This is a genomic window from Pseudomonas sp. PSE1(2024) (genome assembly GCF_050990555.1).
Classification (GTDB): Bacteria; Pseudomonadota; Gammaproteobacteria; order Pseudomonadales; family Pseudomonadaceae; genus Aquipseudomonas; species Aquipseudomonas aphyarum.
Map to the genome: position 1 here is coordinate 4,297,466 of NZ_CP158967.1, position 18,959 is coordinate 4,316,424.

21 protein-coding genes and 1 pseudogene are annotated in these 18,959 nt (G+C 55.8%); 10 read left to right on the top strand and 12 right to left on the bottom strand.

The genetic code is table 11. The features are described 5' to 3' along the window. Nucleotides 1–56: 56 nt before the first annotated feature. The 3 genes from ABTV87_RS19390 to ABTV87_RS19400 form a co-directional block, all read right to left on the bottom strand. Nucleotides 57–1,628 (bottom strand): sensor domain-containing diguanylate cyclase, encoded by a 1,572-nt coding sequence (locus tag ABTV87_RS19390; RefSeq protein WP_433898173.1) that lies wholly within the window; start codon nucleotides 1,626–1,628, stop codon nucleotides 57–59. Between the two features lie 189 nt (nucleotides 1,629–1,817). Continuing rightward, the gene (locus ABTV87_RS19395; RefSeq protein WP_433898174.1) at nucleotides 1,818–2,591 is read right to left on the bottom strand and encodes an aldolase; all 774 of its coding nucleotides are present in this window, start codon (nucleotides 2,589–2,591) and stop codon (nucleotides 1,818–1,820) included. A gap of 31 nt (nucleotides 2,592–2,622) precedes the next feature. After that, nucleotides 2,623–3,327 (bottom strand): haloacid dehalogenase type II, encoded by a 705-nt coding sequence (locus tag ABTV87_RS19400; RefSeq protein ID WP_433898175.1) that lies wholly within the window; start codon nucleotides 3,325–3,327, stop codon nucleotides 2,623–2,625. A 110-nt stretch (nucleotides 3,328–3,437) separates the two neighbouring features. Here ABTV87_RS19400 and ABTV87_RS19405 point away from each other — a divergent pair, with 110 nt between their 5' ends. Then, nucleotides 3,438–4,295, top strand: coding sequence for a LysR substrate-binding domain-containing protein (locus ABTV87_RS19405; RefSeq protein WP_433898176.1), 858 nt, complete (start codon nucleotides 3,438–3,440; stop codon nucleotides 4,293–4,295). A gap of 22 nt (nucleotides 4,296–4,317) precedes the next feature. On the opposite strand, the gene ABTV87_RS19410 is transcribed toward ABTV87_RS19405, so the two are convergent. The 4 genes from ABTV87_RS19410 to ABTV87_RS19425 form a co-directional block, all read right to left on the bottom strand. Beyond that, nucleotides 4,318–4,806, bottom strand: coding sequence for a hypothetical protein (locus tag ABTV87_RS19410; RefSeq protein ID WP_433899872.1), 489 nt, complete (start codon nucleotides 4,804–4,806; stop codon nucleotides 4,318–4,320). A 140-nt stretch (nucleotides 4,807–4,946) separates the two neighbouring features. Then, nucleotides 4,947–5,294 (bottom strand): hypothetical protein, encoded by a 348-nt coding sequence (locus ABTV87_RS19415; protein ID WP_433898177.1) that lies wholly within the window; start codon nucleotides 5,292–5,294, stop codon nucleotides 4,947–4,949. Nucleotides 5,295–5,333: 39 nt separating this feature from the next. Then, the gene (locus tag ABTV87_RS19420) at nucleotides 5,334–5,681 is read right to left on the bottom strand and encodes a hypothetical protein (protein WP_433899879.1); all 348 of its coding nucleotides are present in this window, start codon (nucleotides 5,679–5,681) and stop codon (nucleotides 5,334–5,336) included. Then, a complete protein-coding gene (locus ABTV87_RS19425; RefSeq protein WP_085608249.1) occupies nucleotides 5,678–6,337 on the bottom strand; it encodes a ribonuclease T2 in 660 nt (219 codons plus the stop codon). The genes ABTV87_RS19420 and ABTV87_RS19425 overlap by 4 nt, the downstream gene beginning before the upstream one ends. A 165-nt stretch (nucleotides 6,338–6,502) precedes the next feature. Between ABTV87_RS19425 and ABTV87_RS19430 the strand changes: the two genes are divergently transcribed. The 6 genes from ABTV87_RS19430 to ABTV87_RS19455 all read left to right on the top strand — a co-directional run bounded on the left by ABTV87_RS19430 (nucleotide 6,503) and on the right by ABTV87_RS19455 (nucleotide 11,777). Continuing rightward, nucleotides 6,503–6,985, top strand: a complete 483-nt coding sequence (locus ABTV87_RS19430) for a hypothetical protein (protein ID WP_085608248.1) — start codon at nucleotides 6,503–6,505, stop codon at nucleotides 6,983–6,985. Between the two features lie 95 nt (nucleotides 6,986–7,080). Next, a complete protein-coding gene (locus ABTV87_RS19435; RefSeq protein ID WP_433898178.1) occupies nucleotides 7,081–8,784 on the top strand; it encodes a copper resistance system multicopper oxidase in 1,704 nt (567 codons plus the stop codon). A gap of 11 nt (nucleotides 8,785–8,795) precedes the next feature. Further along, nucleotides 8,796–9,653, top strand: coding sequence for a copper resistance protein B (locus ABTV87_RS19440; RefSeq protein WP_433898179.1), 858 nt, complete (start codon nucleotides 8,796–8,798; stop codon nucleotides 9,651–9,653). Nucleotides 9,654–9,684: 31 nt separating this feature from the next. Continuing rightward, nucleotides 9,685–10,059 (top strand): copper homeostasis periplasmic binding protein CopC, encoded by a 375-nt coding sequence (gene copC / locus ABTV87_RS19445; RefSeq protein WP_258712067.1) that lies wholly within the window; start codon nucleotides 9,685–9,687, stop codon nucleotides 10,057–10,059. A gap of 3 nt (nucleotides 10,060–10,062) precedes the next feature. Continuing rightward, a complete protein-coding gene (copD, locus tag ABTV87_RS19450) occupies nucleotides 10,063–10,926 on the top strand; it encodes a copper homeostasis membrane protein CopD (RefSeq protein ID WP_258712068.1) in 864 nt (287 codons plus the stop codon). 59 nt (nucleotides 10,927–10,985) lie between these two features. Then, nucleotides 10,986–11,777, top strand: coding sequence for a transporter substrate-binding domain-containing protein (locus ABTV87_RS19455; RefSeq protein ID WP_258712069.1), 792 nt, complete (start codon nucleotides 10,986–10,988; stop codon nucleotides 11,775–11,777). Nucleotides 11,778–11,780: 3 nt separating this feature from the next. Here the strand turns inward: ABTV87_RS19455 and ABTV87_RS19460 are convergent, their stop codons facing one another. Both ABTV87_RS19460 and ABTV87_RS19465 read right to left on the bottom strand, forming a co-directional pair. Continuing rightward, complete coding sequence (locus tag ABTV87_RS19460) at nucleotides 11,781–11,990, bottom strand: hypothetical protein (RefSeq protein ID WP_085648165.1); 210 nt, start codon at nucleotides 11,988–11,990, stop codon at nucleotides 11,781–11,783. Nucleotides 11,991–12,142: 152 nt separating this feature from the next. Continuing rightward, the gene (locus tag ABTV87_RS19465) at nucleotides 12,143–12,502 is read right to left on the bottom strand and encodes a DUF6124 family protein (protein ID WP_007955862.1); all 360 of its coding nucleotides are present in this window, start codon (nucleotides 12,500–12,502) and stop codon (nucleotides 12,143–12,145) included. Between the two features lie 443 nt (nucleotides 12,503–12,945). Here ABTV87_RS19465 and ABTV87_RS19470 point away from each other — a divergent pair. Both ABTV87_RS19470 and ABTV87_RS19475 read left to right on the top strand, forming a co-directional pair. After that, a pseudogene (locus ABTV87_RS19470) lies at nucleotides 12,946–13,308 on the top strand (phage late control D family protein); the annotation flags it as partial. Between the two features lie 54 nt (nucleotides 13,309–13,362). Beyond that, the gene (locus ABTV87_RS19475) at nucleotides 13,363–14,715 is read left to right on the top strand and encodes a hypothetical protein (RefSeq protein WP_433898180.1); all 1,353 of its coding nucleotides are present in this window, start codon (nucleotides 13,363–13,365) and stop codon (nucleotides 14,713–14,715) included. A 260-nt stretch (nucleotides 14,716–14,975) separates the two neighbouring features. Here the strand turns inward: ABTV87_RS19475 and ABTV87_RS19480 are convergent, their stop codons facing one another. The 3 genes from ABTV87_RS19480 to ABTV87_RS19490 form a co-directional block, all read right to left on the bottom strand. After that, on the bottom strand, nucleotides 14,976–16,379 hold the full coding sequence (locus ABTV87_RS19480; protein ID WP_433898181.1) for a KAP family P-loop NTPase fold protein: 1,404 nt from the start codon (nucleotides 16,377–16,379) through the stop codon (nucleotides 14,976–14,978). Between the two features lie 180 nt (nucleotides 16,380–16,559). Then, complete coding sequence (locus tag ABTV87_RS19485) at nucleotides 16,560–17,456, bottom strand: hypothetical protein (RefSeq protein WP_433898182.1); 897 nt, start codon at nucleotides 17,454–17,456, stop codon at nucleotides 16,560–16,562. A gap of 33 nt (nucleotides 17,457–17,489) precedes the next feature. Beyond that, complete coding sequence (locus ABTV87_RS19490; RefSeq protein WP_433898183.1) at nucleotides 17,490–18,149, bottom strand: hypothetical protein; 660 nt, start codon at nucleotides 18,147–18,149, stop codon at nucleotides 17,490–17,492. 391 nt (nucleotides 18,150–18,540) lie between these two features. Between ABTV87_RS19490 and ABTV87_RS19495 the strand changes: the two genes are divergently transcribed. Continuing rightward, entirely contained in the window at nucleotides 18,541–18,759 is a 219-nt protein-coding gene (locus tag ABTV87_RS19495) for a hypothetical protein (protein ID WP_433898184.1), read from the top strand. Nucleotides 18,760–18,959: the final 200 nt, after the last annotated feature.

Sequence of the window (18,959 nt, forward strand, 5' to 3'; positions counted from 1 at the left end):
AAGAGCAGGCCGTGGTAAGTGCCATGGCCTGTGTCTGAACCCGACCGCGTTTTTTGTCAGCGATCCGAGCGCAGCAATTCGCCGAGGCCGACGTCCATCGACAACACGGCCGCGCGATTGCGACCGGCATTTTTGGCCTGATACAGCGCCGCATCGGCGCGCTGGATGAACAGCTCCGGGCTGTCGTTGCCCAGCGGAATAAACGAATAGCAGCCCAGGCTCACCGTCAGATAACCGGTCGGCGAGCCGCTGTGGGTGATGTGTTTGTCCATGACGCTGCGGCGGATCTGCCCGGCAATCGCCAGCGCGCCGTTGATGTCGGTGTCCGGCAGCAACACCGCGAACTCTTCGCCGCCATAGCGCACCGCCAGATCGGATTTGCGCTGGCAGCAGTTTTTCACCACCTGCGCCACCTGCGTCAGGCAATGGTCGCCGGCCACGTGGCCGTAGGCATCGTTGTAGCGTTTGAAGAAATCGATATCGAGCATGATCAGGCTGACCGGGCTCGACTGCCGCGCGCCCCGGGCAAACTCCACTTCCAGCGAGCGCTCGAACAGGCGCCGGTTGGCCAAGCCGGTGAGGCTGTCGTGGGTGGCGATCTGCTCCAGCGCCCGCTGGGCCTTGCGCAGGTTTTTCTCGATCCGCTCACCATCGCGCACCTGATGAATGAACACCCAGCCGAACAGCCCCACGCCGAGCATCACCAGCGCCACGATCACGCTGGACTGGAACGCCCGGTCATGCCAGCCCTGAAGAATCGTGTCCCGCGATGAAGAGGCGGACACCACCAGCGGATAACTTTCCAACTGCCGGTAACCATAAAGACGCGTCACACCGTCGACCACCGAATCGATCATCGCGGTGCCGGCGGAGGCGTTGGGCAGCAGCTTCTGATAGATCTCACCCTTGGCCAGCGAGGTACCGATCAGGGCCTCGTCGAACGGCCGACGGGCGAGCAAGGTGCCATCGGTCAGGCCGAGGAACATGGTGCCGTTGTCGTCCAGGCTGAAGCTTTTGAAGAACTTGTCGAAGTACGACATCTTGATTCCGGCCAGCAAAACGCCCTGGAAATTGCCGGCGCGGTCGTTGACCCGTTTCGAGATCGGGATGATCCACTCGCCGTTCTCGCGGCTGCGGATCGCCGGGCCGATGTGCGCCACACCCGACACGTTCTGCTGGTGAAACTTGAAGTACTCGCGATCCGCCACGCCATTGCCGCGGGGCAGATCCGGGAACGAGGTAATCACCCACTGCCCTTCGCGGTCGAACAGGAACATGCCGTGCAACTGCTCCAGTTGCTGCACCCGCCGCGCGAGGGTTTTCTGCAAACGCGGCTTCTGCGCCGCGCCGTAGCCGTCGTCCTGAATCCAGTCGACCAGGCTGGTCAGCACCAGATCCGCCGCCAGAAAGGTGTCTTCAGCCTGCTGCGCCATGGCCCGGGTCAGGTTGGCCGACGACATCTGCGCGTTCGTCAGATCCTGGCGCCGCGACTGCTCGATCTGCAAATACAGCAGACCGGACAGGCACAGACACACGGCAACGATGAACAACACCGCCGCCTTGCGCAGGGGCAAACGCTTGAGAGTGCCGCCGGGGGCCTGGTGCGGATCGTGAATGGGGATAGGCAAAAGCGTGTCCTGGGCAGGTACGACAGGGGCAAAGGCCCGAAACCCTTGTTTTTTTGTGAGCGTAGCCCACCGGGTTGTGTGGGGCAACCAAGTGCCACCGCGACAATCCCGACCCTGTTGCTATCGGCGCGCAGGGCAATTGGATGACCTGCGACACAAATTATTTTTGCCTGCCCGTTTTTGCCTGCATCAACCCTGACGGGACAACCGCCGCATCGCACTGTGCAGATGCGCCCGCGCACTTTCCGGATCGCCCTCGCGCATCTGCTCGTACGCCCGTTGCGCAACCGCGTGCGGCACCGGTTTCAATACCCGTTGCGTGGCCATCGCCAGCAGTTGCACTTGCGCGGCACGCTCCAGGTAATACAGATCGTCCCAGGCTTCGGCGATGGTCGGCGCGGCGACAATCACCCCGTGATTTTTCAGGAACAGAATGTCGGCCTCGCCCATGACACCGGCAATCCGCTCGCCTTCGCGCTCATCCAGCGCCAGCCCGTTGTAATGCTCGTCCACCGCCGTGCGCCCGTAGAACTTCAGCGCGGTCTGACTCAGCCACAACAGCGGCGGCCCCTCCAGCAGGCACAACGCCGTCGCGTTCGGCATGTGCGTGTGGAGCGCGACTTTTACTCGGGGCAGTCGCTGATGCAGGCGCGCGTGAATATAGAAAGCGGTGGCCTCCGGCTGGCCCTCGCCGTCCACCACGTTGCCGTCGAAGTCGCAGACCAGCAGTTTGTGTGCCGTGACTTCGGAAAACGCATAGCCGTACGGATTGACCAGAAACAGGTCAGCGTGCCCCGGCAACATCGCCGAAAAGTGATTGCAGATCCCCTCCTCCAGCCCGTGCAGCGCCGCCAGTTGAAAGCACGCTGCCAGTTCGTGACGGGCGGTGATGATGGCTTCGCTGTCGAGGTTCAACGAGGCGCAACGCGTGGGTCGGGCGCTGCCGGTCAGGGTATGGGCCATGGCGAAACTCCTTGATGACGGGCGAGGTTTCTTACCAGCCGAGGGACGAGAACAGCGGCAGCACTTCGTCTAGCGTGTTGAGGATCGCGTCGGGCCGATAGTCCGGCAGCAACTGACGACCGGTCCCGCGGTCGATCCATACGCAGCGAAAATGCATGTCGCGGGCCGCCGTGTGGTCGAGCATCGGGCTGGCGCAGATGTGCACCACCTGATCGCGGCTGACGCCCAATTGTTCATGAGCGTAGTCGAACAGCCGCGGCGCCGGTTTGTAGGCGCCGGCCTGTTGCGCGGTGATCACCCGGTCGATATGGCCGCCGAGTTGAGCGACGTTGCCGGCGATGATGTCGTCATCGGTGTTGGAGACGACGCACAGCTTGAAACCCTTGGCCTTGAGCTGCGCGAGGGTCTCGACGACTTCGGGAAACGGCGGCATCTGCGGAATCGCGGCGGCCAGGCGCTGACTGTCTTCGCTGGCACTCGTCAGGCCCAGTTCTTCCAGGGCCAGTTGCAGGCCGAGAGTGCTGAGTTCTCGAAACGAGCGGTGCGGCGGCGTCTGTTCCAGGCGATGTTCGTGGCGGTCGTAAACCTCGATCAGGCGCCCGGCGTCGACCCGGTGCTCGCCCTTCTCGCTCAGGATCCGCTCGGCCACGGCGCGCAGGCCTTCGTCCCATTGAATCAAGGTGCCGTAACAATCGAAGGTCAGCCATTGCGGGCGCGGTGTGTTGATCAAGGTCATGGGGGCATTCCTCTGCAAGTGAGGGCTTCAGCTTATGAACTCGGGGTGATAGTGTGAAATTAAATAAATAGCCAACCGTCAGTTGCCAAACAAATATCGAGACCGCCGCCATGCTGGATCTGGAACTGCTGAAAACCTTCGTCTGCGTGGTCGATGAAGGCAGCTTCACCCGCGCCGCCGAACGCGTCCACCGCACCCAATCCACGGTCAGCCAACAGGTACGCAAACTGGAAGAAATGGTCGGCCACGCCCTCCTGTTGCGCGACCGCACCGGGCAGAATGTCAGCGTCACCGAGCACGGCGAACTGCTGATCCACTACGCCCGCCGTCTGCTGGCCTTGTCCGCTGAGGCCAGCGAAGCCCTGGCCAGCGATCTGGACCTGGAAATCCTGCGCATCGGCATGCCGGAAGACTTCGACGCCCGACGCATGGCGCTGATCCTCGCCGGCTTCACCCGCAGCCACCCGCAAGCGCGACTGGAAACCGTCAGCGGCATGAGCCTCGACCTGAGGCAACGCCTCGACAGCGGCGAAATCGACATCGCCCTGATCAAACGCGAACCTGACAGCGGTCCCGCCTGGGCGACCTGGCCGGAACGACTTGTTTGGGTCAAGGGTGCTGAGTTCGACTCATCCAGTGGTGTGTTGCCGCTGGCGCTGTTTCCACAGGGCTGCCTGTACCGACAACGGGCGATCCGCCTGCTCGACGTGGCGCAACGCCCCTGGCGGGTGGCCTTCGGCAGCCACAGCCTGACCGGTATTCAAGCGGCGGTGGCCTCAGGGCTTGGGGTTTCGGTTCTGCCGGCGTCGGCGGTGTTGCCGGAGCATCGGTTGTGCACGGACTTGCCGCCGCTGCCGCCGACGGAGCTGGCGCTGGTCAGCCGCGAGGGGGTGTTGAGTGGGTTGCAGCGGGGGTTGGTGGAGTTTCTGCGGGGGGAATTGGGGGTGGATGCGGGGGGATTTGCTTGATCCCCCCCGAATGGCGCTGAGCTCAGGGCTTGTTGACTTCGCGCAGCAGGTCTGCGACCGGGAGGTTCATGGTGTTTGAGTAGTAGGGTTTGTAGCCGTAAGCGGTGACGACGACTTTGCAGGGGATTTGTTGTTTGCCTGAGAGGAGTTGGTTTAGCTCGACCGCAGACAGATTTCTGTCGGAACTTCTGTCGCTAGAGGTTTCGATCAAAAACGCGCTGGTCAGATAGGAAAATCCCGTTTTGTTCGCCTGCCCCTTGTCCGAGGTAATCAAACCGAGGGCAGAAAACTGCATTGATTTATCAACCGCAAAGTCTTCGTCGTCTCCCAAGGCGCACTCAAGAGTACCCGACGCCATTCCTTTACGTTCGCCTCGGTCAAAAAGGTCCAGAACATCCACGTCCGATTGATACCGAACGTCGTAGAGCGCTCGTTCTCTTGCAACAGACACAAAGCTCAAATTTGCCGGAGGTTTTACATGATCCTTTGCACACCCGGAGCAGATGACCATAAGTATGCAAAGAAGAAATTTGTACCTCACGAGAGCTCCTCCATGATCGATTCAAGCAGCAAGTCGCTGGACGATTTACTGCCTACTTCTCTGGTAGAAAATCGCCCTGACCCCACTTATGTTCCCTTTTAGCAATGAGCTCAGAACTTGTTCCCTTCGCGCAGCAGGTCAGCGACGGGGAGGTTCATGGTGTTTGAGTAGTAGGGTTTGTAGCCCCAGGCGGTAATGACGACTTTGCAGGGAACCTGGAGCTTTCCGGACAACAGGCCATTCAACTCCTGAATTGAAAGAAATTCCTGAGTTGAACCGTTATTTACGGTCTGCCTTAAAGTTGCACTCGTCACGTAGTTGTATTTCCCGCCGGCTTTGTTGGCCTCATCTACATCAATCAGCCCGTACGCCGAATACCTGAATCGGTTAGTGATAGAGAAGTCCTGATCGTCACCCAGCGCACAATCCAACATTGTCGAAGCGGCGCCTTCCCTCATTCCTCTCCCAAACAGATCCAAAAGATTTACATCAGAGCCTTAGTAAATTTCGTAATACAGGCCGTTGGGCTTTCTCTCTATCGTCAGAAAATTGAGATTTGCAGGCGGGACCGTATGGTTTTTAGCGCAGGCTGAACACAAGATGGTCAATAGAAGAAGCAATAAGGTTTTCTTACCGCTGGTGCCATGTCCCGGCAACGGGCAGGCGGTCGGATCGGTCACTCGGGCAGCGGGTTTTCCGCTCATGAAAAGCTCCTTGCGGTGTCGCGTCATCATCCATTGGCGCGCAAGCATGAACAAAGTCGCGGCGTTGTTCAAACCCGCACGCAAAAAAACAGGCGCCTGAAAAGGCGCCTGTTTTTTATGGTCGGTAATCGCTCCGGTCAACGCGAAGGCGGCACCCGGATATCCCCCGCCCGGCACTGGGTTTTCACGCCCTTGCCGCAGGCGCCGAATTGCAGGTCCTTGCCCATGCACACGCGCACTTCCGAGAGTTCCGGGCCGTTGCAGATCACGGCGATGCCGTCTGACGGGATGCCCGGATTGCTCCTGCGGAACAGGTCGGCAATTTCCTGCGCTTCGAAGTAATAAGAGCTACTGAACGGTTGCAGCTCTTCCGGGATTTTCACCGCGGCCACGGCTTTGTCTGCTTCGTCCAGATAGCCCATCGCGCCGAGGCCGCTGCAGGTGCCGTGCTTGCTCCATTCGTGATCGAGCAGTTTTTTGGTCGGGAACAGCGTCAGGCCTTTGGCCGTTTCGGCAGCCGACAGGTTGGTCAGCGGCGGGCAGGACTCCGGCCAGCCGCCCTTGGCGTATTGCGGCCACAGGCCATGCAGGACGAAACCGTAGCCCTTGCCGGTGCATTGCGGGTCGTCCTTGTGGGTCAGGCAGAACGTCGGCGACCAGGACAACGTCAGCAGGTAGTAATCGAATACCCCCGCCACCGATTCCGCCTTGCTGGCAGACGACTGGCGTGCCGAACTCAGGCCGATGCTACCGACCGTCAGCGCAATCAGCGCCATAATTGTAAAAAGCTTTTTCATGTTCCCGTTCCTTGGGACGCGTGCGTCCGTGGTTTCTGTGGTCTGACCATCACTTGGCCAGACGCTGATTGAGTCATGCCCGTGTTGCAAGCGCATGACGCAGGGCAAAACCTGCATTACTTTGAAAGGACTACGATGAAGTTGAAATCACTACAGGGAACCGACATGAGTAAAGCAGACGAACTCGCCGCGAAACTCAAACAAACCCGGCACACCCATGCTGACGAAATCACCTGCGCCGAACTGGAGATCGATTGCTGGCCGGCCCAGGTCTACGCCTTGTATCACCGCATCGAGGGCTGGTTGCAACCGGTCACCGAGGTCGGTCTGAAGATTCGGCGAAATCCTACCCATGTTTGCGAAAGTTCACCGGATGGCGAGACCCACGACTACGCCATCGACCAGTTGATCATCGAAGCCAACCACCACAGCCTGACCTTCGACCCCATCGCCCGTTTCACCGAAGACGGCTCGGGGCGCGTGCAAATCGTCCTGCCGGGGCGCGAAGCGTCGCTGCTGCGCACGGTCGATGAACACGGCGAAAGTCATTGGTGGTTGCAGACGCTTGAGACCGGGCAACAGCTGGATGCGATTGCGTTGACGGAAAACAACCTGTTGTTGGTCGTCCAAGAAGGTCTCGGTCTGTAGGTTGAACCTGACACAACTGTAATCCGCCCCTCAGCCAGCTGAAAGCTGTCGCTGGTTAGCCTCCCCGTCATTGGTCAAACGGGGACTTCCAGCGCATGCCTTCCACCATCTCAAGACGCACCTTCGTCAAAGGCCTCGCCGCCAGCGGATTGCTCGGCGGCCTCGGCCTTTTGCGCACGCCGGTCTGGGCCTTGAACAGCCCTGGCCAGGTTAATGAGTTAAGCGGCACCGACTTCGAGCTGTTCATCGGCGAAACCCCGGTCAACTTCACCGACCAGCCTCGCACCGCGATGACCATCAACGGCAGCCTGCCCGGCCCGCTGCTGCGCTGGCGTGAAGGCGACACCGTGACGCTGCGGGTGCGCAACCGGCTCAAGGACAGCACGTCGATCCACTGGCACGGCATTCTGCTGCCGGCCAACATGGACGGCGTGCCGGGCCTGAGTTTTAAGGGCATCGAGCCGGGTGGCGTGTACGTCTACCAGTTCAAGGTTCGCCAGCACGGCACCTATTGGTATCACAGCCATTCCGGCTTGCAGGAACAGGCCGGCGTCTACGGACCGCTGGTGATCGACGCCCGGGAACCGGAGCCGTTCCAGTACGACCGCGACTACGTGGTGATGCTCAGCGACTGGACCGACGAAGACCCGGCCAGCCTGATGAAGACCCTGAAAAAGCAGTCCGACTACTACAACTTCCACAAGCGCACCGTCGGCGATTTCATCCATGACGTCGGCGAAAAAGGCTGGGGCGCCACCGTCGCCGATCGCACGATGTGGGCGCAGATGAAGATGAATCCCACCGACATCGCCGACGTCAGCGGTGCCACGTACACCTTCCTGATGAACGGCCACGCGCCCGATTCCAACTGGACCGGCCTGTTCCGCCCCGGCGAAAAGCTGCGGCTGCGGCTGATCAACGGCTCGGCCATGACCTACTTCGACGTGCGCATCCCCGGATTGAAAATGACCGTGGTCGCCGCCGACGGCCTGCACGTCAAACCGGTCAGCGTCGACGAGTTGCGCATCGCCGTGGCGGAAACCTATGACGTGATCGTCGAACCCGCCGCCGACGCCTACACCCTGTTCGCCCAGGCCATGGATCGCACCGGTTACGCCCGAGGCACCCTCGCCGCCCGCGCCGGATTGTCGGCCCCGGTACCGGCGCTGGACCCGCGCCCGCTGGTGACCATGGACGACATGGGTATGGGCGGCATGGATCATGGTTCGATGGACATGAGCGGCATGGATCACTCGAGCATGAACATGGGCCCGATGCAGTCGCACCCCGACAGCGAAAAGGACAACCCGCTGGTGGACATGCAAGCCATGACCACCGCCGCGAAACTCGACGACCCTGGCCTCGGCCTGCGCAACAATAGTCGCCGCGTGTTGACCTACGCCGACCTGCGCAGCACTTTCGAAGACCCGGACGGCCGCGACCCGAGCCGCACCATCGAGCTGCACCTCACCGGCCACATGGAGAAATTCGCCTGGTCGTTCAACGGCATCAAGTTCTCCGATGCCGAGCCGCTGCTGTTGAAGTACGGCGAGCGGATCCGCCTGGTGCTGGTCAACGACACGATGATGACCCACCCCATTCACCTGCACGGCATGTGGAGCGATCTGGAAGACGAAAACGGCGACTTCCAGGTGCGCAAACACACCATCGACATGCCGCCCGGCACCCGCCGCAGTTACCGCGTGACGGCTGATGCGCTCGGCCGTTGGGCCTATCACTGCCATCTCCTGTACCACATGGAAATGGGCATGTTCCGCGAAGTGCGGGTGGAAGAATGAGGACGCCGACCATGACTCGATTTGCCGCGTTTTCGTTATCACTTCTTTCGATGGCCCCGGCATTCGCCGCCAGCGACATGCAGGGCATGGACCACAGCCAGATGGGCGATCTGCAAAGCATGGACGACGGCATGATGCAGCCCGCCGCGCCGACCGAAAGCCGCACGCCGATCCCGGCGCTGACCGACGCCGACCGCGCCGCCGTGTTCACCAGCCATGCCGGACACCAGGTCCACGACAGCGCCATCAATACTTACTTCCTCGCCGACAAACTCGAATGGCAGAACGCCGACGATGCCAGCACCCTGGCCTGGGATTTGTCCGGCTGGATCGGCGGCGACATCGATCGGCTGTGGCTGCGCTCCGAGGGTGAACGCAGCAACGGCAAGACCGAAGATGCGGAAATCCAGGCGCTGTGGGGCCACGCGATTTCGCCGTGGTGGGACGTGGTCACCGGCGTGCGCCAGGACTTCAAACCCGGCGCCCCGCAAACCTGGGCCGCATTCGGCCTGCAGGGCATGGCGCTGTACAACTTCGAAGCCGAAGCCACGGCCTTCATTGGCGAAAACGGTCAGAGTGCGGTGCGGCTGGAGGGCGACTACGACATCCTGCTGACCAATCGCCTGATCCTTCAGCCGACCGCCGAACTCAACGTCTACGGCAAAAACGACCCGCAACGCAGGATCGGCTCGGGCCTCGCGAACACCGAAGTCGGGCTGCGCCTGCGCTATGAAATCCGCCGCGAATTCGCGCCCTACATCGGCGTGACCTGGAACCGCACCTACGGCCACACCGCCGATTACGCACGGGAAGAAGGCGAGGATCGCAGCGAAGCGCGACTCGTCCTCGGCGTGCGGCTGTGGTTCTGAATCCCATCAAAAAACAACACCGAGGTCTTGCATGCGCACATTGAAAATCTCCCTCGTCCTCGCCAGCGGTTTGCTCCTGAGCACCCTGGCCCAGGCCCATCCGAAACTGCTGACGTCGACCCCGGCCGAAGGTGCCGACGGCGCGGCGCCCGGCAAGATCGAGCTACGGTTTTCGGAGGATCTGCTGACCCAGTTCTCCGGCGCCAAACTGGTGATGACCGAAATGCCCGGCATGGCCCACTCGCCCATGCCGATGAAGGCCAAAGTCAGCGCCGGCAGCGACCCGAAAACCATGCTCGTCACCCCGCTTTCGCCCTTGCCGGCCGGCACCTACAAGGTCGAATGGCGCGCAGTGTCGTCGGACACGCACCCGATCACCGGCAACGTCACGTTCAAAGTGAAATGAGCGATGGCTGAACTGATCAACATCCTCCTGCGTCTGGCGCTGTATGTGGATTTGCTGCTGTTGTTCGGGCTGGCGTTGTTCGGGCGGTACAGCGTTGACGCGGTGCTGCGGTTTCGGCCGATGCTGCGCGGGATGGCGTTGATCGGGGCACTGCTCTCAGTAGCGAGTCTGGTGCTGATGACCCGCGCCATGAGTGGCGAAACACAATTCGCGGCGCTGTGGCCGCACCTGCAAATGATGGTGCTGGAAACCGACGTCGGGCTGGCGTGGACGCTGCGGATGATTGCGCTGATTGTCGTGATGATCTGGCCGGGATTGTGGCTGGCATCGATGGCCGGCTCAGTCGCCCTCGCCTCCCTGGCCTGGAGCGGTCACGGCGCGATGGATAACGCGTGGCATCTGCTCAGCGACATCCTGCACCTGCTCGCGGCGGGTGCGTGGCTAGGCGCAATGCTCGCGTTGATCTTGATGTCGCGGCTCGACGCACTGTGCAGCGAGGCGCGCATTCGTTCGCTGGCCGATTCCGTCAAACGCTTCGAAGGCGTCGGCGCGGCAATTGTGCTGATCCTGTCGGCCACCGGCGTGGCGAATTACCTGTTCATCGTCGGCCCGACACTGGGCGAAGTCCTGCTCGGCACCTACGGGATTCTGTTGGCGATCAAGGTTGTGTTGTTCGGGGGCATGCTGGTGCTGGCCGCGTTGAACCGATTCCACCTCGGGCCGTTGCTCGAACAATCGTTGCGCGCCGGGCAACATCAGGTGGCGGCCAATGCCTTGCGCCGCAGCGTGGCATCGGAGCTGGTGATTGCGCTGTTGATCGTGGGGCTGGTGGCGTGGTTGGGCACGCTGAGCCCGGAGCCGGGATGACACCCGGCAAACGCATTCACTACACTGGCCCGCACTCCCACTGCACAAGCCCGATCTCCATGACAATTCGAAAAAGCACGATGATCTTTTGCGGCCTGCTGGCCATGGCCGGCGCCGCTCATGCACAAGAACCGGCCTCGCACCTCGACACCATCCAGCAACAGGGCCAGTTGCGCGTCTGCACCACCGGCGACTACAAACCCTACACCTTTAAACGCTTGGACGGCGGTTTCGAAGGCATCGACATCGCCATGGCGCAATCCCTGGCCGACAGCCTCGGCGTCAAGGTCGAATGGGTGCAGACCACCTGGAAAACCCTGATGCCAGACATGCAGGCCGGCAAATGCGACATCGGCGTCGGCGGCATCTCGGTGACCCTCGAACGCCAGAAAAAAGCCTTCTTCAGCAACACCCTCGACGTCGACGGCAAGATCCCGCTGGTGCGCTGCGCCGACCAGTCCAAATACCAGACCATCGACCAGATCAACCAGCCAAACGTGCGCCTGGTCGAACCCGCCGGCGGCACCAACGAAGCCTTCGTCCACGCCTTCCTGCCCAAGGCGCAACTGGCGTTGCACGACAACGTGACCATCTTCGAACAACTGCTCGACAACAAGGCCGACGTGATGATCACCGACGCCTCCGAAGCCCTCTACCAACAAAAACTCAAACCTGGCCTGTGCGCCGTCAACCCAAGCCAGTTCATGCAATACGGCGAAAAAGCCTACCTGCTGCCGCGCGACGACATCAGCTGGAAACTCTACGTCGACCAGTGGCTGCACCTGAGCAAAGTCACCGGCAAATACCAGAAAGTCCTGAGCGAATGGATCGCCGTACCCGCGGCCCAGTAACCCTCAGTCGTCATGCATCAGGCCGGAGCTGTACTGGTTGAAACTGTTACCGATATTGCTCCCGCCGAACTTCAACGTATTCACATTACGCGCCTGCGGCGACTGACAGTCGCTGGAGAAACAACTGGTGGTGGTCAAGCCACCGGAGCCGGAGCAGGCGCTTAGAACCGAGACGGTTGCGACGATCAACAGCGCTTTGAGTGGATTGTTCATGGTGTTTGGCGCTCGGGTGGGGTCGGGATCTTGTAGAGAGATCGTAGGCGTGCGCGGGTGGTGGGAAGATGAAACTTGCGGGGGTTTCAGCGTGGGTTCAGGTTGAACCCACGCCTGACGATCAGCCCTCCACAGCAGAGGGTTGCCCGAACCTACTTCGGCTCGACGTTATCCAGCGCCTGATTCACCGCCAAAGACCCCAACATCACCAACTGCGCAATGCCGATGGCGGTTTTGCGGTGGGCGGGTTCCAGGGTGGCGGCGAAGTTGTTGAGCATTTCGGAGGCTGATCCCAAGGATTCGCTGGCGTTGGCGAGCAGGGATTCGGTGTCGTAGGCCGGGTTGGCGAAGTACATCGGGTCATGTTGGGTGTGGCTGCCCATGATCCGTTGCTGTGGGGTGAGGTAGTGATCGAGGGCGCGCTCGGCGGCTTCGTTCAGGGTTCGTGAATCGGGGAATTTGTAGGGGGAGACTGGATCGGTTTCTGGTGGGTTGGGTGTTGGTTTGAACATGGATGAAACTCCTAACACTTTTAGTGAAGGCTTCACCCTTTCGCTACCAAACGAAGGGTGGCGGCCATGAACAGGTTGGTAGACCGGGTGTTAGGAGCCGGCGCGCCCGAAGACGCCCTGTACATGACCACCATAGACCCCGGCCGAAACCACGACCGGAGACGATGACGCTGTACATCTAACACACGGGCTACCAAACCCGATCACTGGTTTCAGTGACCCGAGAACGATAAAAGCCACGGGCTAGACGCACAAGCCGGCGGATTCTGTCTTAGGTGTAGGGGGTGGCGCAAGGATGTGTAGGCCAAGAGTAACAATGAAGAATCGGATTTAAACGTGACAAAATTTCTTGTTTATCTGGTTCTGTAATCAGATGACTCCGGCGGGGTTCTGACCAAGTAAATATTAAAAAACTTACTTAAATAAATCTGGCCTCCCCTGTTTATACCTTGGCCATACACCGGCCGGATCTGATCCCGGATTGACCTGTAAGCTTGAAGGGGTGAAACCTGAGATTCACGAAATCATCTTGTATTGCAGGAGCGTGCAGCACACGTTCAGCATGGATAACGGATACACCGTCAGCCTGGAACTGGAGAGCAACCTGCCAGAGGATACCGTTGAGGATCTGGCGGAGAACAAGGGGGATTTCATGAGGACCATCGCGTACTACCGGGACAAGACGACTGGGAAGGAGAGAACTGTGACGGCTAGGGATCAATGCAAGCCGCAAATGTTGCGATGGTTGTATGCCTCAGAAAAAAACCAAGCGGGCTGCTAATCAGGAGTTGCAGAGACCTCAATAGCAGCAATGTGCCATTCTGCTATTGTTCTGCTATATCGTAAAAATGGAAATAGCCATGTCTGAAAACTCACAAGAAGATCTCGAAAGCAGTCTGGTCACGCTCGAGGAAAAGCTACCAACGCTGGTTCAATCTCAGAATATGTTCTGGAAGTCAACACCACAGTTCCAAACACTCCTAACGGAAAGCGGAGTTCCAGGTGGCGTCAAACCCACGAGCGCAGCACGAAGATTCACACCTGATAGCCTCACCTACCTACGGTTAATTTATATATACGGAGAAAAACCGGAAAAAATATCCAAGGACACGACAGTAACAATAAAAGTCTCTGGCAGAGACCCCTACCAAGCAGCCGTACAGTACAATCAATCCTATGCTTATATTTGGGTCCAGCGTTTTTGCGAATGGTTCGAGATATCGAGCACATCTTTACTTCTAAAACCGCAAATAAAAAAAGTAGAGCTATATGGCGCAAACCAAGAACAACTAACAAAATACGCTGCGGACATTGAAGAAACCATTGAACTAAAACGCATCATTTCTCAATTCAAGATTGACACAAAAGCGGAAGTCTCAGCTGCCAACAATTTAATCTCCGGAATTCATGCGGCAAAAGCCGAGCTGGAAACCGAAATAGAACTACTAACAACTCAACAACAAAAAACAAAAACAGAAAGTGAAAAAGCACTAGCAAACTTAGAAAACTCAAAAATAAAACTGCAGCAAATGGAGCTAGAGACAAAACATCTCGAGAACAAATCTATAGAAGCAAAAAACAATGCAGAACAACTCACACAACAGGCGGAAACTTTAAATAAAAACATTGCTGATCTGAAGACACAGCTACAGAAGTTAACCAATGATAGAAACCTTATCTCTGACGAATATGGCCCCTATGTAGACGAAGGAAAGTCACAAGCGAAAATTTACTCAGCATTAATAGTGCTTCCCCTGCTAGCAATAATTTTCTCAACGTATCAAGTATACGTGGGAGCTGGAAATCTACTTACCGCAGAGTACAAATCAGCAACTGATGTGCTTGCCGCCTTTGTACTGAGAATACCGTTTGCAGCCATATTTGGCCTCGCCATATTTTATAGTTGGAAGCTTGCGTATTCGATGATACAAAAAATATTCAAAATCCATGGCGACAGACTCACTCTTGCCAGGCTTTTGGTAGTAGCTCGAGAAACAGTTCATTCTTCTGCAAAAAATCTGAACATCAGCGATCATGAAAAATTCCAAGAGCAAACGGCTCTAAAGATAGAAGTACTAAAAAGTCACATGGCAAAAGACTTAAGCGAAGAGTTCTTTTACCAACCTATCCCGGTGCAAAAAAACGCCACTACGAATACTGTTCAAGAAGCTGTCAATGATGAAATTGAAGATAAGGATGTCGCCACACCTTAGGAGCGACGCGAATTCTTAGTGGCAGATACATAATAAAAACCCGGCTGCAGCCGGGTTCTTTTATTTAGGACTAAGAATGGGAACAGATTTATTTAACACCCAGAAATCCAAAATAAATAAATCTACCCCTTTGCTCTGATAAAGCAAGGGCGGTTGCGATGGATTATGCTAGCGGAAAAACAGCCAAACGTGCGACAGAATGAAAATATGCGCATTTGACTGCATCACGTAGCTAATTGGCGCTGTTTGTCTCCATCACGTCATGACAAACGGTGTGCAAGCTCTACAACTCTGCGATATGTTTTTACAATATCTAAGTTATGTTCATCCATCTGACCAAGTACCGCTTCCCTCCATCCCTTAGCGCTGTTATACATGCTCCGCCACTCGTCTTTAGTCGCATGTATCATTCTTGTATAGAATATTGCCATATCACCGATAGTTTCATGCCCTAAAGAAAACGTAAAGGTTACCGGCGTCGCCCGCCCAGCCTCAAATTCCTTTATGACTTTTTCCGCCTTATCGGGAAAAGACAAAGACTGATACAACTCTTCGTTTGTTCCTTTTGCAAATATCAAGAACGCCGCCCAAAAATAATGAAATTCATGCTCAGGAAGAACACTTGCCATACTATTTATCTGTTGAGCGTATCTAAGCATTTCCCTCAACTCAACATTAAAGTATCTTGTCATACCGACCAACAATAAAGCATGTATTGGATAGTTTCTTTGATCGGTCCAAACGGTATCTCCCCTAGGAGAAATTTCACCTTGACTAGAATGCATCGAACGAGCCCAACCACCTATTTTCAGATGGAGCTCCGCCAATGGGAACTCGAAGGCATGCTGTTTTGCTATCGAAAATATGCTGCTATTATCCAACCGAAACTCAGCATCAAAGAACCTACTAAGATATCGCTCAGAAAAGAATTTTTCACCATAAACAGCTCGAACCGAGTGAGCCAACTGAGTGGAGTCAGATGCAACTATAAAAGTGCAATCTTTCAACTCAAAAAAATGTTTCACGCGCTCAAGCAATTCAATCGCGTATGTGGGACGACATCTATCTAACTCATCAATAAATATAAATGCTGGACTTTCAAGACCGTGCTCCTTAGCCGCTGCCGCCAATCGTTTTGAAACAGCGTCTTTGAACTCATCTACATGGACTGCTGTTTTGGACTGTTCCTGAATTAGAGATTCAATAACATCAGTAGTGGCTTCACCTGCAGCATCAGCTGTGTCATCGGCGGCACTGTCACCAAACACTTCGTCAAAGTCAGCGCCGGTAAACTTCCTCACCAAGCCTTTTGCGATTAACGGTGCGGCTCTCTTTATTAGCTCGCTCGAAGTTTTAATCACCTTTCTACCAGCTTCTTCGACACTTACAGATTTGCCAGTTGTCTGCTGCTCTATACACGTCACCAATGCCACTAACGGTTCCGAAGAATAGTCAGTTTCCCAAGCATTGAAAAATACACAAACGTGATTTTTACTTAGCTGCGCTTTCCAACGCTGTAGAAAGAAAAATTTTCCTGCTCCCCATGGAGAGTTGACATTCAAAACTTTTATGCTGGGATTGGCAAGAAGGTAGGATGTCAAAAAATTAGCGCTTTGTTCTCGGCCCATCAAATCATCAGCCCATGGGGCTTCATCTTTAATCATGCAACACTCCTTATTTATCGCTTAACCCTTAGGATCTCAAATGCACTAGATAGCATCAACCACATTAACACTTTGAAAATTCGCTATAACTTCAGAAAAAACAATAGGGACTGATTTATTTACCTCCCTCCCGCCCCCCGTTTGTTCTGATGTAGAATAAATAATGACTCGCATTGAGAATCAACTGTCCACTTCAGTGGCTTCGCTAATTTGACTCTGTATGTCTACAGGTGGCTGAGGCTTAACGTTGTCGTAAATATACGAAGCGATTAATGAGCCTGCGACACCCAACAGTATGGCAAACGTGCTTGATATTACTAGCGTTGCTACTGGCTTAGCCTTTACGAAATCAAAAGCTCTGTAGTACAGATGCTTCCGTATTTTTCGAATTTCTTTCTGCACTGTTTTTATCATTTGGGTTGAAACGCGTTCGTTCCTGAGACGCTCCTCACACTCTCCGCAAACAATAGGTTTGTTGCACGATTCAACAAGATCAGACTTTATGCCATTCATGTCAAAAAGGCATCCACGTGTTTCGTCGTGGGTAAAGCTTGGCGCTACGCCAAAGCCTGGAATTTTGTTGCCCGAGCGCCGATATAACAATGTGTAACTATATAAAATTCGAAAAATCGCGTTCTCGAGCGGAATATTCTCCCAGGCAAGGAACTCTCTAATTTGGCTGAACGTGAAAACAATTTGATTGCCTCCCAGACGCCTCGAGTACCAATTGTCTTCGATTGGCACGTTGACTAGCGCTATTAAAAAGTCAGCATCAGTATGTGCCGGGAGTTGAGTTTTTAGCAGCTTATCGGAGAAAACCCAATCTCCCCTGTCGGAGTCACAGCGCAATGCAAAATTATCAACGCCACCGACCAACTCAAATACTTCAGAGCGCCAAGCCGAAACCTCGCTGAGGCTTAGATGAAGTGGCATATGACCGATGATTACGAGCTTTATTCTTACTTTGTCCATGTGCTCAATGACCCGATTAGCGTAGCTATAAATAGGCGACAGAAAAGCGTGTTTTGCACGACGACTGAGAAAATACTGGGTTGGGCTCATCCCCACTATTTTCAACAGATCATTCCTTAGAGTCTTTCAACAAAACAATCAAAAATCCTCAACCGGCTTCTTAGCCTCAGCCAAAATCTTATTCGCCTCTAAACGCGGAAACGTAAACCGAATAATCATCCCCGAATCCGCCCCCTGCCCCGCCATCACCAATTCAGCGGACCGAATATTCTCCGGCGCAGCAGCCAACGCACTAACAGCATTGGTTTGCCCTTTAGCGTTCAACCCTTCAAGAAACGTATAAGTCAGATTCCCCGAAGCCAGACCAACCTGTTCAAAATTGGAAATCTTCGTCGTCAGCTCTTCAGTGCTTCTCGACTTTCTCGCGGTATCGAACATATCCAGGATGGATTTCTCATCGCTCATGGAAACCAGCGTGAATGACTTCGAAAGCCCCGCGATGGCTTTGACATACAGGTTCTGATCAAACGGGCTGATGAGTGAAACCATCATCAGCTTGTCACCGGAGAAGATCAGCGCGACGGTGAATTTCTCTTCAAGGAAATCCACATCGTCGATGCACCTCGCGGTTCCGCCGACGTCTTCGGAGCAGTCGTAGTAACCGGCCGCTTCGGTGAATTTTGCTAGTGGGGTTTGGTAGACGTAGTTCTTGAACAGCTTTTCTTCGGCGAAAGCCCCTTGGGCGGAGGCAAGCAGGGCGCCGGCGACGAGAACAGATGATGCGAGTTTTTTCAGCATGGGATCCCTTCCTCACTCTTATTGATAGCCCGATGCTATCAGTCCATTTCATGGCTGTCTTGCTTAATCCCACACTTGATAAGGTTGTATTTCCGCCGGATATCACTGAGCCCGACCGGTCATTCCTGATAAACTCCCCCACCTCCCAGCCACACCGATTCCGTACTCCCAATGCCCCCAATCACCGCCACACCCGCCCCACTTTCCCGCCGTTTCTCCGTCGCGCCGATGATGGATTGGATGCAGTGTCCCACCTCCCCTCCCAACTGATTGGCTAAAGTCTCAAATCATCTGCGCGGCGTAGCAATTTTTAAGCATGCGGTATCTAAGCCTCTCTGCGGCGGCCGCATGAGCTAGGCTTCGCGAACCCCTCATTTCCAGGATGGATCGCATGCCAACTAACTCAGCTTCTAATATCGCCACTGCTGACGCCCTGACATTGCTCCTGCACAACCAGCATGCACTGGCGGCGGCAATCGAGGAGGTTGCCGTTTGGCTTGCAGCCAGTGGCGCAGCAGTGGTTGCAGATAACGCTGTGATGGCTATGGAGACCTTAGACACAAATGCAAAAGCGATCACAGATGCGATTATGCGGATACGGCAATCCTAATATCGTCTTTGCAGGCAGCAATCGGCCAAAAGCGGTATTCCGTGAGCGGCAGCTTTCGGCCAAAAGCAGTCAGTCCGATGTACCTAGAAAATCTTGGGCCACTTCATCCTCTTGAGTTTAAAGAATTATTTTTCTTTATCCGGAGCTCGACTGATCGAACCGCCCTACCTAATCAAGAAATAACCTTTGCGGCTCAACCG